General features: G+C 60.7%; 10 protein-coding genes. 6 read left to right on the top strand and 4 right to left on the bottom strand.

Annotated elements, in window-relative coordinates; genetic code table 11:
• Positions 1-362 precede the first annotated feature (362 nt).
• Together FIV35_RS23940 and FIV35_RS23935 are read right to left on the bottom strand one after the other, a co-directional pair.
• Positions 363-767: a hypothetical protein gene (locus FIV35_RS23940; RefSeq protein ID WP_146375078.1), complete on the bottom strand. Its 405-nt coding sequence runs from the start codon at positions 765-767 to the stop codon at positions 363-365.
• Positions 768-875: 108 nt separating this feature from the next.
• Positions 876-3,317 (bottom strand): Lon protease family protein, encoded by a 2,442-nt coding sequence (locus FIV35_RS23935; protein ID WP_034115167.1) that lies wholly within the window; start codon positions 3,315-3,317, stop codon positions 876-878.
• A gap of 267 nt (positions 3,318-3,584) precedes the next feature.
• Here FIV35_RS23935 and FIV35_RS23930 point away from each other — a divergent pair, with 267 nt between their 5' ends.
• The 5 genes from FIV35_RS23930 to FIV35_RS23910 all read left to right on the top strand — a co-directional run bounded on the left by FIV35_RS23930 (position 3,585) and on the right by FIV35_RS23910 (position 7,475).
• On the top strand, positions 3,585-4,073 hold the full coding sequence (locus FIV35_RS23930) for a DUF3015 domain-containing protein (RefSeq protein WP_034139363.1): 489 nt from the start codon (positions 3,585-3,587) through the stop codon (positions 4,071-4,073).
• Between the two features lie 91 nt (positions 4,074-4,164).
• Positions 4,165-6,018 (top strand): Lnb N-terminal periplasmic domain-containing protein, encoded by a 1,854-nt coding sequence (locus FIV35_RS23925; protein WP_034139364.1) that lies wholly within the window; start codon positions 4,165-4,167, stop codon positions 6,016-6,018.
• Between the two features lie 91 nt (positions 6,019-6,109).
• Positions 6,110-6,415 carry a chorismate mutase gene (locus FIV35_RS23920; protein ID WP_034139365.1) on the top strand — a complete coding sequence of 102 codons (306 nt, stop codon included), beginning with the start codon at positions 6,110-6,112 and terminating at the stop codon, positions 6,413-6,415.
• 135 nt (positions 6,416-6,550) lie between these two features.
• Positions 6,551-6,907, top strand: coding sequence for a hypothetical protein (locus FIV35_RS23915; RefSeq protein WP_034100821.1), 357 nt, complete (start codon positions 6,551-6,553; stop codon positions 6,905-6,907).
• A 70-nt stretch (positions 6,908-6,977) separates the two neighbouring features.
• Positions 6,978-7,475 carry a GreA/GreB family elongation factor gene (locus FIV35_RS23910; protein WP_034139366.1) on the top strand — a complete coding sequence of 166 codons (498 nt, stop codon included), beginning with the start codon at positions 6,978-6,980 and terminating at the stop codon, positions 7,473-7,475.
• Here the strand turns inward: FIV35_RS23910 and gdhA are convergent.
• Positions 7,472-8,809: an NADP-specific glutamate dehydrogenase gene (gdhA, locus tag FIV35_RS23905; protein ID WP_034139367.1), complete on the bottom strand. Its 1,338-nt coding sequence runs from the start codon at positions 8,807-8,809 to the stop codon at positions 7,472-7,474. The genes FIV35_RS23910 and gdhA overlap by 4 nt on opposite strands.
• Before the next feature lie 296 nt (positions 8,810-9,105).
• A complete protein-coding gene (ettA, locus tag FIV35_RS23900) occupies positions 9,106-10,770 on the bottom strand; it encodes an energy-dependent translational throttle protein EttA (RefSeq protein WP_034100827.1) in 1,665 nt (554 codons plus the stop codon).
• A gap of 284 nt (positions 10,771-11,054) precedes the next feature.
• Between ettA and FIV35_RS23895 the strand changes: the two genes are divergently transcribed.
• Positions 11,055-14,906, top strand: coding sequence for a bifunctional diguanylate cyclase/phosphodiesterase (locus FIV35_RS23895; protein ID WP_034139368.1), 3,852 nt, complete (start codon positions 11,055-11,057; stop codon positions 14,904-14,906).
• Positions 14,907-14,972: the final 66 nt, after the last annotated feature.

Raw genomic sequence — 14,972 nt, 5'->3', positions numbered from 1 at the left:
CGAACTGGCGCCGCGCGAGACAAGCTCGCTCACCACAGGGATCGGGGCACAGGCTTGGATTTCCAGTGCCATTTCGTTGAGAGAAGCGGCAGTCAACTCAGGTTCTGTGGCAACACACCAACCCCTATGGTGGGCGGGCTTGCCCCGCGCGAGGCCAGCTCGCTCACCACAGGGATCGGGGCAGAGGCTTGGATTTCCAGCGCCATTTCGCTTGAGAGAAGCGGCAATCAACTCACGTTCTGTGGCAACACACCAACCCATGTGGTGAGCGGGCTTGCCCCGCGCGAGGCCAGTTCGCTCACCATAGGGATCAGGGCAGAGGCTTGGATTTCCAGCGCCATTTCATTTGCGAGAAGCGGCAGTCAACTCAGGTTCCGTGGCAACACACCAACCCATGTGGTGAGCGGGCTTGCCCCGCGCGAGGCCAGCTCGCTCACCACAGGGATAGGGGCAGAGGCTTGGATTTCCAGCGCCATTTCGTTTGCGAGAAGCGGCAGACAACTCAGGTTCCGTGGCAACACACCAACCCATGTGGTGAGCGGGCTTGCCCCGCGCGAGACAAGCTCGCTCACCACAAGGATCGGGGTAGAGGCTTGGGTTTTCAGCGCCATTTCGTTTGCGAGAAACGGCAGACAACTCAGGTTTAGTGGCAACACATCAACCCATGTGGTGAGCGGGCTTGCCCCGCGCGAGGCCAGCTCGCTCACCACAGGGATAGGGGCAGAGGCTTGGATTTCCAGCGCCATTTCGTTTGAAAGAAGCGGCAATCAACTCACGTTCTGTGGCAACACACCAACCCATGTGGTGAGCGGGCTTGCCCCGCGCGAGGCCGGCTCGCTAACCACACAAATCGGTGCATTCAGTGACATCGGCTGTTATGAAGCGGGTTTGGCCTCGGCCAGCGCCTGTTGCGCCAGTTCCTTCTCCGCTTCTTTGAGGTCGTCTTCACTGATCATTTCTGCAATCGCGCGCAAGCGCTCGACCACCCGGGCGTTGACGGTACCCTCCGGGAATTGCCCCTCGGCATCCGGCTCACCGGCATCCTCGCCCACCAGCAGGCTCAAGGCTTCATCGGCCTGGCGTACCGCGTAGATGTGGAACTGCCCAGCCCGCACGGCCTGCAACACCTTTTCATCGAGCATCAGTGTGGCGACGTTGGCCTGGGGAATGATCGCCCCCTGCTCACCGGTCAGCCCACGGGCTTCGCAGAGACGGAAGAAACCTTCGATCTTCTCGTTAACCCCACCCACCGCCTGCACTTCACCAAACTGGTTGATGGAGCCGGTGATGGCAAAGCACTGCTTGAGCGGGGTTTTCGACAGCGCCGAGATCAACGTGCACGCTTCGCCGAGGGACGCACTGTCACCGTCCACGTAGCCGTAGGACTGTTCCAAAGCGATGCTGGCCGAAATCGCCAGCGGGAATTCCTGGGCATAGCGGCTGCCCAGGTAACCGGTGAGGATCATCACGCCCTTGGAGTGGATCGGCTGGCCGAGGTTGACCTCACGCTCGATGTCGACAATCCCGCTGCCGCCGGGGTACACCGTGGCAGAAATCCGCGCCGGCACGCCGAATGCCGAGTCGCCCACTTCCAGCACCGTCAGGCCGTTGCACTTGCCGACCGCCGCACCGGCGGTGTCGATCAGGATCACCCCGGCGAGCATATCGTCGAGAATCCGCGCCGACACCCGCCCGGTGCGCGTGGCCTTAGCCTTGAGTGCGCGTTCGATATGGCCGGCGTCGGTCATCTCGTCGCCCGCCAGGTGACGAATGAAATCCGCCTCGCTGACCAATTGGAACAGATCGCCAATACGCGCCGACAAACGCCCCTGATGCTCCGCCAGCCGCGCGCTGTAAGTGGCCAGGCGCGCCACGGCGTCGGATGTCAGCGGCGCCATGCCTTCTTCCGAGGTGCGGGTTTTGAGCAACTGCGCGAACTGCTCCAGGCTTTCGTCGACCATCGGGATGTCTTCGTCGAAGTCCACCAGTACCCGGAACATTTCCTGGAAGTCCGGATCGGCGTCCTGCAACGCGTAGTACAACTGACGCGAACCGATAATGATGACTTTGACCTGCAGCGGGATCATCTGCGGGTTGAGGGTTACCGTGGCCAGACGCCCCAATTCGCCCAGCGGCGACTCCATTTTCAGCTTGCGCGACTGCAGGGACCGCTTGAGGGCGTCCCACACGAACGGCTCGCTGAGCATTTTTTCCGCTTCAAGGATCAGAAACCCGCCATTGGCGCGGTGCAACGCGCCCGCGCGCAGTTGGCGATAGGTGGTGTAGAGCGCGCCCTGATCGGTGCTGTATTCGATACGCCCGAACAGGTTGTCGTAGGTCGGGTGCGGCTCGAACACCACCGGTGCGCCGCCGTTGACCGGATGGCCCACCACCAGGCTCGGGCAGTATTGCTCTTCCAGCAGCTTGCGCGCCTGGGCGTCGGTCTTGGCATCATCCACCAATTGCTCGACCACGGTCTTGAGCAGGTACACCTGCATGGCTTGCAGGTAACCGCAGACGGCCGCGTTTTCCGCGTACTTTTCCGACAGCGGCGCCAGCAATGGCTGAAGGGCCAGGGTGATGGTTTCTTCGTTGAACTGGCGCAGTTGGTTATTCGACTCGCGTTTCCACTGCGGCAGACTGGCCAGCTCCTCGTTGAGGCGTTCTTCCAGCTCGGAAATATCGGTGTGAAAGCGCTCGCGGTCGGCTTCCGGCAACTGCGAGAACTCGGCCTCGTCCAGGGCCTTGCCGTCGAGCATCGGCGTGAACGCGATATTGGAGCTGTCGCGGTACAGCGCCACGTCTTTTTCCAGGGCCAGGCGCTCGATCACGTCCAGCGCTTTGTCGTAACGCTGGTTGAAGGCGCGGTCGATAGCGCTCTTGCGCTGCTGGTAGGTAGGGTGTTCGAACACGGCCGGGAACGTGGCCACCAGGTTGTCGATCAGCGCGTTGATATCGGTAATGAACGCTGCGCCTCCCCCGGCGGGCAACTCAAGGGCGCGCGGCTCGCGAGGTTCATCGAAGTTATTGACGTAAACCCAGTCCGACGGGGTTTGCAGGCGCTTGCCTTCGGCCTTCAGGTAGCGTTTGACGAACGAAAAGCGACCGGTGCCCGGCTCGCCCATGACAAAAACGTTGTAACCGGGGCGTGGCATGGCCACACCGAACTGCAAGGCTTCAACCGCGCGTTCCTGGCCAAGCACACCGCGAAAGGGCTCCAAATCATTGGTGGTCGAGAAGCTGAACTGTTCAGCAGAGAAAGGGCGAGTCAGCGCATCGGGCGCTAGACGCAGGCTGGCAGCAACAGGATCAGGCATCGGGCTTCCTTACATCAGGCGGGGCAGATAGCGGCATTCTGGCTCCCCCTTGCGCGCTCTGGCAAGGCGGGTCTCTGGGAAAGCATAGACGCGGGAGGCGGCCGGCAAATATTTCATCAAATCGCCATCGGTTTTATAAAAACCCACGGAACCCTTCGAACGTGCCTAAACTCCAAACTGCGCGGGTTGGACTAATAACCGATCCCTAGGGCGCTATGAAGTGCCTGAACCCTTGTCCATTGGTTTGCACACAAAGAGAACAAAGCTATGAAACGGATCCTTCTCGGTACTCTCTTCACCGTCGTCTCCCTCAATGCAATGGCAGAAGCACCAGGTGGCCCGAACTGCGGTTGGGGCAACATGTTGTTCGAAGGCCAGCGCGGCACTCCAGCTCACTTCCTGGCTTCCACCACTAACGTCACCTCGGGTAACGCCACCTTCGGCATGACCTCGGGCACCAATGGTTGCAGCACCAACAGCGCGCTGACCTACGGCGGCAAGTCTTGGATTGCCATGAATGGCATGATGAACGAGCTGTCCGAAGACATGGCCAAGGGTAATGGCGAAGCACTGACCACCTACGCCGTGGTACTGGGTGTTGCACCCGAAGATCGCGAGCACTTCGCTGCCGTGACTCACGAGCACTTCCAGCAAATCTTCAGCAAAGCTGACGTGACCGCTGACGACGTGCACAACAACACCCTCGCTGTACTGAAAAGCGATGCCCGTCTGGCGAAATACGCGACCCAGGCTTAAGCTCGACCGGCCCGCGCCTCTCCAGGCGCGGGTTTTATTTTTGGGCCCGCCTCCCCTTTGGGTCTTTCTATTTCCGACTTAAGTTGCCTCTATGCTCAAACGAATTGCCTGCCTGGCACTCTTCGCCTGCGCCCCGCTGTATGCGGCCCCGCACCTTGATGATCAACGTTTGCAGCAATTGGCCAACGATCCGTTCTGGCTTTCCCTGGGCCATTACGAAGCCGGCAAGCTCAAAGGCTGGCGCAGTTATGTCAGCGACAAGAAATTCTTCCTGGCGGCCGATGGTGCTCACCATCCGGACGCGGAACTCAAGGCCACCGTCGACGCACTCTATGCGCCCGCCAGCCTGGGTGAAAAACACGCCCAATGCGTCTACCCCGCACGTACCCGCTGGCTCAAGGATCAGTTGCACCTGACCGACCTGCCCGCCGTGGACTGCGCCGAATTCAAGCAATGGTTCAAGGACGTCGCCCCCCACAGTGCGGTGATGATCTTCCCGGCGGCCTACCTCAACAGTCCGTCGTCGATGTTCGGCCACACCTTGTTGCGTATCGACCAGGCCGACGTGCAAAGCAACAACACCGCACTGCTCAGCTACGCGATCAACTTCGGCGCGTATATCGAAGGCTCGGACAACAGCATTCTCTACGCCTGGAAGGGCCTGATGGGCGGCTACCCCGGCCTGTTCGCGCTGGTGCCCTACCAGGAAAAACTCTCCGAGTACCGTAGCCTGGAGAACCGCGACCTGTGGGAATACCGCCTCAACCTCACCCAGGTCGAGACCGAGCGCATGGTCGAGCATGTGTGGGAACTCAAGCAGATCCAGTTCGATTACTTTTTCTTCGACGAAAACTGCTCTTATCGCCTGTTGGAACTGCTGCAAGTCGCCCGCCCAGGCCTGCGTTTGACCGAGCAATTCCCGCTGACCGCCATCCCCACCGATACAGTCAAAGCCGTGAAAGAGGCGGGTCTTGTAGAGAAAATCGACTATCGCCCGTCCCGCGAGCGCGAATTGCTTGAACGCGCCAAACCCTTGGATGGCGACGAGCAGCAATGGGTGCTCAAGATCAGCGACGACCAGAAGCAATTGCAGGAACCGGCCTTCAAGGCCCTGCCCCGCGAGCGTCAGGCCCTGATTATCGACGCGGCTTATCGCCTGGGCCGCTACCGCGCCAATGGCCTGGAACGCGACACCGCCCGCTCCCAACGCAGCTTCGAGCTGCTGCGCGCGATCAACCAGAACCCTGCGCCCGACCTCAAGATCCAGCCGCCCGGCCTGCCGGAAGACGGCCATGAATCCCGCACCTGGCAAGCCGGTATCGGCACCCGTGGCGACAAGGCTTTCGGCGAATACGGCCTGCGCATGGCTTACCATGACCTCAACGACAACGCTGAAGGCTTCCCCCTCGGCGCGCAGATCGAAATCCTGCAAATGAAACTGCGCCAGTACGAAGGCAACCACTGGCAGTTGCAACAACTGGACCTGGCCACCATCCGCTCCCTGACCCCGCGCAACGCGTTATTGCAGCCCTGGTCCTGGCAAGTCACCGGTGGCCTGGAACGCGTACCGGGCAAACACGACGACGAAACCCTGGTCGCCCATGTCAACGGCGGCGCCGGCAGCACCTGGCAACTGCGCGACGACATGCTCGGCTTCGCCCTCGGCACCGTGCGTGTGGAGCACAACAACGACTTCAACGAAGCCATCTCCCCGGCCGCTGGCTTCAACACCGGCGTACTGTGGAAAAACCCGTTGGGCAACCTGAGCCTGGAAGCCAAGGGTGACTTCTTCACCAATGGCGAAGTGCGGCGCAGCCTCAGCCTCAACCAACAGTGGGAACTGTCCCGCAACCTGGGCCTGCGCCTGAGCGCCCAGCGCGAATACAGCCATCTATCCTCGCCGGTCAATGAAGTGATGCTTGAAGTAAAGTGGTATCACTACTGACCAACGCCTGGCGAAAATCAAAAATGCGGGAGGGGGCAAGCCCCCTCCCCCATTTGTTAGCATTGCCCGCACCATCAGGAGTTCACTCGACATGGCCGTTACCTGCACCACCCTTGAAGAAGTTCGAAACAACATCGACCGCCTCGACCAACAAATCGTCACTCTTCTGGCCGAACGCGGCCGCTACGTCTCCCAGGCCGCCCACTTCAAAAAAGATGCCGATGGCGTCAAGGCCCCGCAGCGGGTCGAACAAGTGATCGCCAAAGTGCGCAATCTGGCACAGGTGGCGGGCGCCAATCCGCAAGTCACCGAACAGGTTTATCGCGCGATGATTGCGGCGTTTATCCAGCAGGAATTGGCTGAGCATGCGGCGCTGACCACGCAGCAGGCGACCTAACCCCTAAAGCGGGCTGAGCAAAGATTTGTCCTCTACCTTTAAGGCCAACACATTTCTCACACCCCCTTCACATCCGTCCGACGAATCCCCTTCTAGACTTTCCCTATCAGCCGTAAAACGGCCAGGGAGTACGCCATGTGGCGGTATGCGGTCATGTTGTGGGCGGTAATGGGGTTGGCGGGTTGCCAGACGACCCATCAGGAATTGTTGGCCAAGGGTTATCCACCGGCCTTCGCCGATGGCTTTGACGATGGCTGCAGCAGCGGTCGCCAGGCGGCTGGGGTGATCAGTGGGGAGTTTCGCAAGAATGTGCCGCGCTATCTGCAAGAGCGGGAGTACGCCGAGGGCTGGGAGGACGGTTTTCGCCAGTGCAAGGCAATGCGGGAGAACGAAGAACTGCGCGATTACAAAGAGCGCCATTGGGATGAGCGCGAGCGCGAGTGGCAGCAGGAGAAGGATCGCGATGCGGCACGGGCCTATCGCTCGCAATAGGTCGCTTTCAGACATCCATCGAAACTAAAGCACAGCGAACATGGCCCAAGCTCCATAGAGGGAGATCATCATGAGCCGTGCTTTTGTAAACGAAGACAACGCCGCCGCCCAGGCCGATCAGCCGGTGGAGCGTCAAGTCAGTGAGCAACCCAACCGCCTGACCGCGCAAGGTCTGGCGCAGTTGCACGCCAAAGTCGCGCAGTTGCAGCAGGAACATGGCGCCGAATCCGCCAAGGGCGAGCACGCCGACAAACAGCGCCAAGCCGACCTTGAGCGGGATTTGCGCTATTTCAACCAGCGGGTGCAAAGCGCCCAGGTGGTGGCGCCTGCCACGTCCACCGATCAGGTGCAGATCGGTAGCTGGGTCACCTTCGCCAACGAGCAGGATGAGCAGCAACGCATCCAATTGGTGGGTGAAGACCAGGCCGACGCCAGTGCAGGGTTGATCAACTGGGGCTCGCCCCTTGGCCGCGCGTTGCTCGGTGCGCGGGTCGGTGACGAGGTGCTCTGGAAGCGCCCCGTCGGCGATCAGTTGATCGAAGTGCTGCGCATCGACGCCGGGGCTTAGACGATGCCTTGGGCCAGCATTGCGTCGGCCACTTTGACGAAACCGGCGATATTCGCGCCTTTGACGTAGTTAACCCGGCCGTTTTCTTCGCCGTAGTGCACGCAGGCATGGTGGATCGACTGCATGATGGCGTGCAGCTTGCTGTCCACTTCCCCGGCGGTCCACAGCAAGCGCATGGCGTTCTGCGACATCTCCAGGCCGCTCACCGCCACGCCACCGGCGTTGGATGCCTTGCCCGGTGCGAACAGAATGCCTGCCTCGATAAAGATATCCACAGCCTCCAGCGTGGTCGGCATGTTGGCGCCTTCGGCCACGCAGAAACAGCCGTTACGCAGCAAGGTGCGGGCGGCGTCGGCGTCCAGTTCGTTCTGGGTCGCACAGGGCAAAGCGATGTCACAGGCTAGCGCCCACGGCGTTTGGCCTTTGCGGAACTCCAGGCCAAAGCGCTCGGCCAGTTCGCTGATACGGCCGCGCTGTACGTTTTTCAGTTCCAGCAGCGCCGACCATTGTTCCTCGGTCAAACCGCTTTCGGCGTACAGGGTGCCTTCGGAGTCGGACAGGGAAATCACCTTGCCGCCCAAGTCCATGACCTTGCGCGCCGCGTATTGCGCCACGTTGCCGGAACCGGATACCGCGACACGCTTGCCCTCCACGCGCTGGCCGTCGCGCTTGAGCATTTCTTCGGCAAAGTACACACAGCCAAAACCGGTGGCTTCGGGACGGATCAGGCTACCGCCGTAGGTCATGCCCTTGCCGGTCAGCACCGAGGTGAATTGGTTGCTCAGGCGCTTGTATTGACCAAACAGGAAGCCGATCTCCCGGGCACCCACGCCGATATCACCGGCCGGCACATCGACGTCCGCACCGATATGCCGATACAGCTCGCTCATAAACGCCTGGCAGAAACGCATTACCTCGGCGTCGCTCTTGCCCTTGGGATCGAAGTCCGCCCCCCCTTTGCCGCCGCCCATGGGCAACGAGGTCAGGGAATTCTTGAAGGTCTGCTCGAAGGCGAGAAACTTCAAAACCCCCAGGTTCACCGACGGGTGGAAACGCAGCCCGCCCTTGTACGGGCCAATGGCGCTGTTCATCTGAATGCGGAACCCGCGATTGACCTGGACCTTGCCGTGATCATCCACCCACGACACCCGGAACGTAATCGCACGCTCGGGCTCGCACATCCGCTCCAGAATGCCCGAAGTCAGATAGTGCGGATTGACTTCGAGAAACGGCCACAGGCTGCGCAAGACTTCTTCTACGGCCTGGTGAAATTCCGGCTGATCAGGGTCACGTTTCTTTAGGCGAGCGAGGAAGGATTCGACGGATTCGATCATGAAAAGTCTCGGCAAATTGATTGTTTTTAAATGAGATTGGGCCGGACTTTAACAATTCATGTCGCACCGCGACAGGGCAAAATGTCGCTTTTGTGAATTTAAATGGTGCATTGGATGTAAATAAACCCGGAAAACGGGAGTTTTCTGCACTTTAAAGGGGTTGCCAGGCTAGGGTGTGCACCGTCGAGGGAATGGCTATCGAGGGCAAGCCCCCTCCCACATTTGATCGGTGTGGGTCAGGGGAATGTGCAAAAAAAACGGTGCCCGAAGGCACCGTTTTTTTAACCGGCCCGGGATCAGGCCAGTTTTTTGTGACGTACACGGTGCGGCTGGGCAGCGGCATCGCCCAGGCGCTTCTTGCGATCGGCTTCGTACTCCGTGTAGTTGCCTTCGAAGAACACCGCTTGGGAGTCATCTTCGTACGCCAGGATGTGGGTCGCGACGCGGTCAAGGAACCACCGATCGTGAGAGATCACAATGGCGGCGCCTGGGAAGTCCAGCAGGGCTTCTTCCAGGGAACGCAGGGTTTCGACGTCGAGGTCGTTGGACGGTTCGTCGAGCAGCAGGACGTTGCCGCCCTCTTTCAGGGTCAGGGCCAGGTGCAAGCGGCCGCGCTCACCACCGGACAGGTCCTTGACGAACTTCTGCTGGTCGCCGCCCTTGAAGTTGAAACGGCCGACGTAGGTGCGCGACGGGATTTCATAGTTGCCGATGCGGATCTGGTCGGAACCGTCGGAAATCTGCTGGAACACGGTCTTGCTGCCGTCCAGGTCGTCACGGCTCTGGTCGACACAGGCCAGCTGCACGGTTTCGCCGATTTCGATGCTGCCCGAATCCGGGGTTTCCTTGCCCATCAGCATGCGGAACAGTGTGGATTTACCCGCACCGTTACCGCCGATAACGCCGACGATTGCGCCTTTTGGCATGGAGAACGACAGGTTGTCGATCAGCACGCGGTCGCCATAGCCTTTAGTGACGTTCTTGAATTCGATGACCTTGTCACCCAGGCGCGGGCCGGCCGGGATGTAGATCTCATTGGTTTCGCTGCGCTTCTGGAATTCCTGCGACTGCATCTCTTCAAAGCGTTGCAGACGCGCCTTGGATTTGGACTGGCGGGCCTTGGCGCCTTTGCGCACCCATTCCAGTTCTTCCTTCATGGCCTTTTCGTGAGCCGATTGCTGCTTGGATTCGGCGGCCAGACGCTCGGACTTGGCTTCCAGCCAACCGGAGTAGTTGCCCTCGTAAGGGATGCCGGCGCCACGGTCGAGTTCGAGGATCCAACCCGCTACGTTGTCCAGGAAGTACCGGTCGTGCGTAATCGCAACCACGGTGCCCGGGAAATCGTGGAGGAAATGCTCCAACCAGGCGACGGAATCGGCGTCCAAGTGGTTGGTCGGTTCGTCGAGCAGCAGCATGTCGGGGGCCGACAGCAGCAGACGGCACAAGGCCACGCGACGCTTTTCACCACCGGACAGGTGTTCGACCTTGGCATCCCACGCCGGCAAGCGCAGCGCGTCGGCGGCGACTTCCAGCTGGCGCTCCAGGTTGTGACCGTCGCCGGCCTGCAGGATGGCTTCGAGCTTGGCCTGTTCGGCGGCCAGTTTGTCGAAGTCGGCGTCCGGCTCGGCATAGGCGGCATAGACTTCATCCAGGCGCGCCTGGGCGTCCTTGATCACGCTGACGGCCTCTTCGACCACTTCACGCACGGTCTTGGCCGGGTCCAGCTGCGGCTCCTGCGGCAGATAGCCGATGTTCAGTTCCGGCATCGGGCGTGCTTCGCCTTCGAACTCGGTGTCGACGCCGGCCATGATTTTCAACAGGGTGGATTTACCCGAGCCGTTGAGGCCGAGCACGCCGATCTTGGCGCCGGGGAAGAAGGACAACGAAATGTTTTTCAGGATTTCCCGCTTCGGTGGGACAACCTTGCCCAGCCGATGCATGGTGAAGACGTATTGAGCCATGGTGAACCTAGCGTCAGTGACTGATGAATTGAGCGGGCGAAGCCCGTGCCAGGCCATGCGCCGCGCGGGCCTTTGACTATCATCAATGCCAGCGAGCGGAAAAAGCCTGAATATCTGGGGCTGGAACGCCCCGCGTAACCGGCAAAGCTACCTGAATGCGCTTGGTCAGTCCAGCCAGGCGGGACTGGCACTTTGCCACAACACAAGGCATGCTAGCCGCCCTTCGGGCGTCCGGCTTATAGTGCACGTCGCGCGCCAGTCCAGCCAAACCGCAGGATTACAGCTTGTCCAAAGTCACGCCGCCAACTCCTTTGCGCGCCGCTCATTTAGCGCCGGGAGCGCCCCTGCACGGTCCTCTCAAAGGCGCACTGGCGACGCTCGTCCTGCTGCTGCTCGCTTTATTGTTCTGGCAACTGCTGGATCAACTGCAGCAGAACCAGAAAAACCAGCAGCAATACACCATCGACTACAGCGCCGACCTGGCCGAACAGATCAGCCTGAACATGGCCCTGAGCGCCAAGATCGCCCTGAACCTGCTGCCGATGGTTGAAGCGCCCCGCGACAGCGAACAGCAACAGGCATTGATGCTGACCTTGCAACGCTCCTTGCCGGAATTGCGCAGCGTGGCCCTGCTCGCCCCCAGCGGCGCGATGATCAGCGACAGCGCGCCCGATAGCCAGGATGCCGCCTGGCTCGAAGAACTGGTACAGCGCAGCCACGGCCAGGCCTATTACCTGAGCAACAACGACGAAGGGTCCCTTATCTATCTGCTGCTGCACCAGCCGAGCGGTGGTTCCAGGGTGTACTGGGCGTTGCGCCTGGCGCCGGAGTATCTGACCAACCTCACCCGCCAGGACAGCCCGGGCCAGCGCCCGGCGTGGGTCATCGAGAATCGTCTCAACCAACGCATTATCAGTCGCGACAGCGGCATGCCGGCAAAATGGGCCAGCGTCCTGACCCCGGACGAATTGAATAAAAGTGTGCTGGTCACCCCTCTGAGCAAAAGCGACTGGCAACTGCGCGGTCTGTTCGATCGCAGCGCCGTGCTCGAAGAACTGTTGCCGGCGTTTATCGGCAAATGCCTGCTGGGCCTGGCGTTCTCGCTGGTCCCGGTGATCGTCCTGTTGAACATGCGTCGCCGTCAGCGCCAGGTGCATGAGGGCCGCCGCCGTTACCAGGACATTTTCGAAGGCACCGGTGTGGCCTTGTGCGTGCTGGATCTGTCGGGCCTCAACACGTTCTTTGAGCGCGCGCACCTGCGCAGCCGCGAGCAATTGAACGCCTGGCGGCATGCCAACCCGGACGACTACCGCCAACTGCTCAATGAGCTGCGCATCACCGAAGTCAACCAGGTCGCGGTGCGTCTGCTGAACGTGGGCTCGTGCGAGGATGCCTGGGAGCGTTTGATCAGCGATTGCCCGAACAACGTCACCTCCATCGGTTATCAGATCCTCGAAGCGGTCCTGACCCAACAGGACCAGTTAGAGCTGGAAATCCACCTCAGCGATGTGGCCGGCAACGATCAATACCTGTGGCTGGTGATGCGCTTGCCGGAGCAACAGGACGACTTCAAGGCGGTGATCCTCAGTATCAGCGATATCACCAGTCGCAAGCTGATTGAACTGTCCCTGGTGGAGCGCGAAAGTTTCTGGTCGGACGTGGTCCGCACAGTGCCGGACCACCTGTATGTACAGGACGTGATCAGCCAGCGCATGATTTTCAGCAACCATCACCTGGGCCACACCCTCGGCTATAACCGCGGCGAACTGCAGCAAATGGGTGAGTACTTCTGGGAAATCCTGCTGCACCCCGAAGACGCCGAGCATTATCACGACTTGCGCCAGCAGCAACGCCAGACCGGTTATGCCACCCAACTGCACTGCCAACTGCGCTTTCGCCATCGCAACAACCAGTGGCGACGTTTCGATATCCGTGAACAGGCCCTGGCCCGGGACAAAACCTCTCAAGTCACCCGCATCATCGGCGTGGCCAAAGACATTACCGACCAGATCGAAGCCAGCGAATCCCTGCGCGACAGCGAGCAGCGCTACCGCATGTTGGCCGAGAGCATCAGCGACGTGATCTGCTCCACCGACAGCAATTTGGCCCTCAATTACATCAGCCCCTCGGTCAACGCCGTGTTGGGCTATGACGTGGACTGGGTGTTCAAGAACGGCTGGCAATCGATCATCGCCAACCCGCAGCAACTGGCCGGCATTTACAGCCTGGTGGAACAGGTCAGCCGCGCCCTGGGCGACCAGGAGGCCCTGAGCAAGCTGCGCGATCAGGTGCAGACCCAACTGTTTCTGTTCGACTGCCTGCGCGCCGACGGTCGCAAAGTGCCGATCGAACTGCGGGTGGTGCTGGTGTGGGACGAGCACGGCACGTTCGAGGGCATCCTCGGCGTCGGTCGGGACATCAGCCAGCAACGCCGCGCGGAAAAAGACCTGCGCATGGCGGCCACGGTATTCGAGCACTCCACGTCGGCGATCCTGATCACCGACCCGGCGGGTTATATCGTGCAGGCCAACGAAGCGTTCAGCCGGGTCAGCGGTTATGAAGTGGCGGATGTGCTCGACCAGTTACCCAACATGCTCACCGTCGACGAGCAGCAGGAAGCCCACCTGCGCTATGTGCTCAAGCAATTGCATCAGCACAGCACCTGGGAGGGCGAAGTGTGGCTCAAGCGCCGCAATGGCGAGCATTACCCGGCCTGGGTGGGTATCACCGCCGTGTTCGACGATGAAGGCGATTTAGCCAGCTACGTGTGTTTTTTCAGCGATATCAGCGAGCGCAAGGCCAGCGAGCAGCGCATCCACCGCCTGGCCTATTACGACGCCCTGACCCACCTGCCCAACCGCACATTGTTCCAGGACCGCCTGCACACCGCGTTGCAGTCGGCCGAACGGCAGAAGTCGTGGGTGGTGCTGATGTTCCTTGACCTGGACCGTTTCAAACCGATCAACGACTCCCTGGGCCATGCCGCCGGCGACCGCATGCTCAAGGAAATGGCCACGCGTCTGCTAGGTTGCGTGGCCGAAGACGACACCGTGGCGCGCATGGGCGGCGACGAGTTCACCCTGTTGCTGCAACCGCGGGTCAACCGTGAAATGGCGCTCAACCGCGCCATTCATGTGGCCGAGCAAATCCTGGCGAGCCTGGTGAGGCCGTTCGTGCTGGAGGGCCGCGAGTTCTTTGTGACCGCCAGTATCGGTATCGCCTTGAGCCCGCAGGATGGCAACGAGCTGAGCCAGCTCATGAAAAACGCCGACACCGCGATGTACCACGCTAAGGAGCGCGGCAAGAACAACTTCCAGTTCTACCAGGCCGACATGAACGCCAGCGCCCTGGAGCGTCTGGAACTGGAAAGCGACCTGCGCCACGCCCTCGACCAGAACGAATTCGTGCTCTATTACCAGCCGCAATTCAGCGGCGACGGCAAACGCCTGACCGGCGCCGAGGCGCTGCTACGCTGGCGCCATCCGCGTCGCGGGCTGGTGCCGCCGGGGGACTTTATCCCCGTGCTGGAGGAGTTGGGCCTGGTGGTGGACGTGGGCGACTGGGTGATCGCCGAGGCATGTCGCCAGCTCAAGACCTGGCACCAGAACAAAGTCCGCGTGCCGAAAGTCTCGGTGAATATCTCCGCGCGGCAATTTTCCGATGGCCAACTGGGCACGCGCATCGCCACTATTCTGAAGGACACTGGCCTGCCGCCGGCATGCCTGGAGCTTGAGCTGACGGAAAGTATCCTGATGCGCGAAGTCAACGAAGCCATGCACATCCTCGACAGCCTGAAAAACCTGGGCCTGAGCATTGCGGTGGACGACTTCGGCACCGGTTACTCATCGCTCAACTACCTCAAGCAGTTCCCCATCGATGTCCTGAAGATCGACCGCACCTTCGTCGACGGCCTGCCGTCCGGCGAGCAGGATGCCCAGATCGCCCGCGCCATTATCGCCATGGCTCACAGCCTGAACCTGGCAGTGATCGCCGAGGGCGTGGAAACCCATGAGCAATTGGACTTCCTGCGCGAGCATGGTTGCGACGAGGTACAGGGCTACCTGTTCGGGCGGCCAATGCCGGCGCATCGGTTCGAAGCGCAGTTCAGCAATGATGCGCTGTTCATGTTCGATTGAAGGGTGTGGCGCGGCCACTGGCCTCATCGGGGGCAAGCCCCCTCCCACCTTCGACTTGTGAATACA

Origin of the sequence: Pseudomonas rhodesiae (assembly GCF_007858255.1) — a bacterium.
Lineage (GTDB): Bacteria > Pseudomonadota > Gammaproteobacteria > Pseudomonadales > Pseudomonadaceae > Aquipseudomonas > Aquipseudomonas rhodesiae.
Note: the sequence above shows the minus strand (reverse complement) of the source record. Positions and strands in the feature narration are given on the sequence as shown.

Coding starts and splice junctions, on each gene's coding strand:
- FIV35_RS23935 (WP_034115167.1), bottom strand. CDS start 3,317: ATGCCTGATCCTGTTGCTGCCAGCCTGCGTCTAGCGCCCGATGCGCTG.
- FIV35_RS23930 (WP_034139363.1), top strand. CDS start 3,585: ATGAAACGGATCCTTCTCGGTACTCTCTTCACCGTCGTCTCCCTCAAT.
- FIV35_RS23925 (WP_034139364.1), top strand. CDS start 4,165: ATGCTCAAACGAATTGCCTGCCTGGCACTCTTCGCCTGCGCCCCGCTG.
- FIV35_RS23920 (WP_034139365.1), top strand. CDS start 6,110: ATGGCCGTTACCTGCACCACCCTTGAAGAAGTTCGAAACAACATCGAC.
- FIV35_RS23915 (WP_034100821.1), top strand. CDS start 6,551: ATGTGGCGGTATGCGGTCATGTTGTGGGCGGTAATGGGGTTGGCGGGT.
- FIV35_RS23910 (WP_034139366.1), top strand. CDS start 6,978: ATGAGCCGTGCTTTTGTAAACGAAGACAACGCCGCCGCCCAGGCCGAT.
- gdhA (WP_034139367.1), bottom strand. CDS start 8,809: ATGATCGAATCCGTCGAATCCTTCCTCGCTCGCCTAAAGAAACGTGAC.
- ettA (WP_034100827.1), bottom strand. CDS start 10,770: ATGGCTCAATACGTCTTCACCATGCATCGGCTGGGCAAGGTTGTCCCA.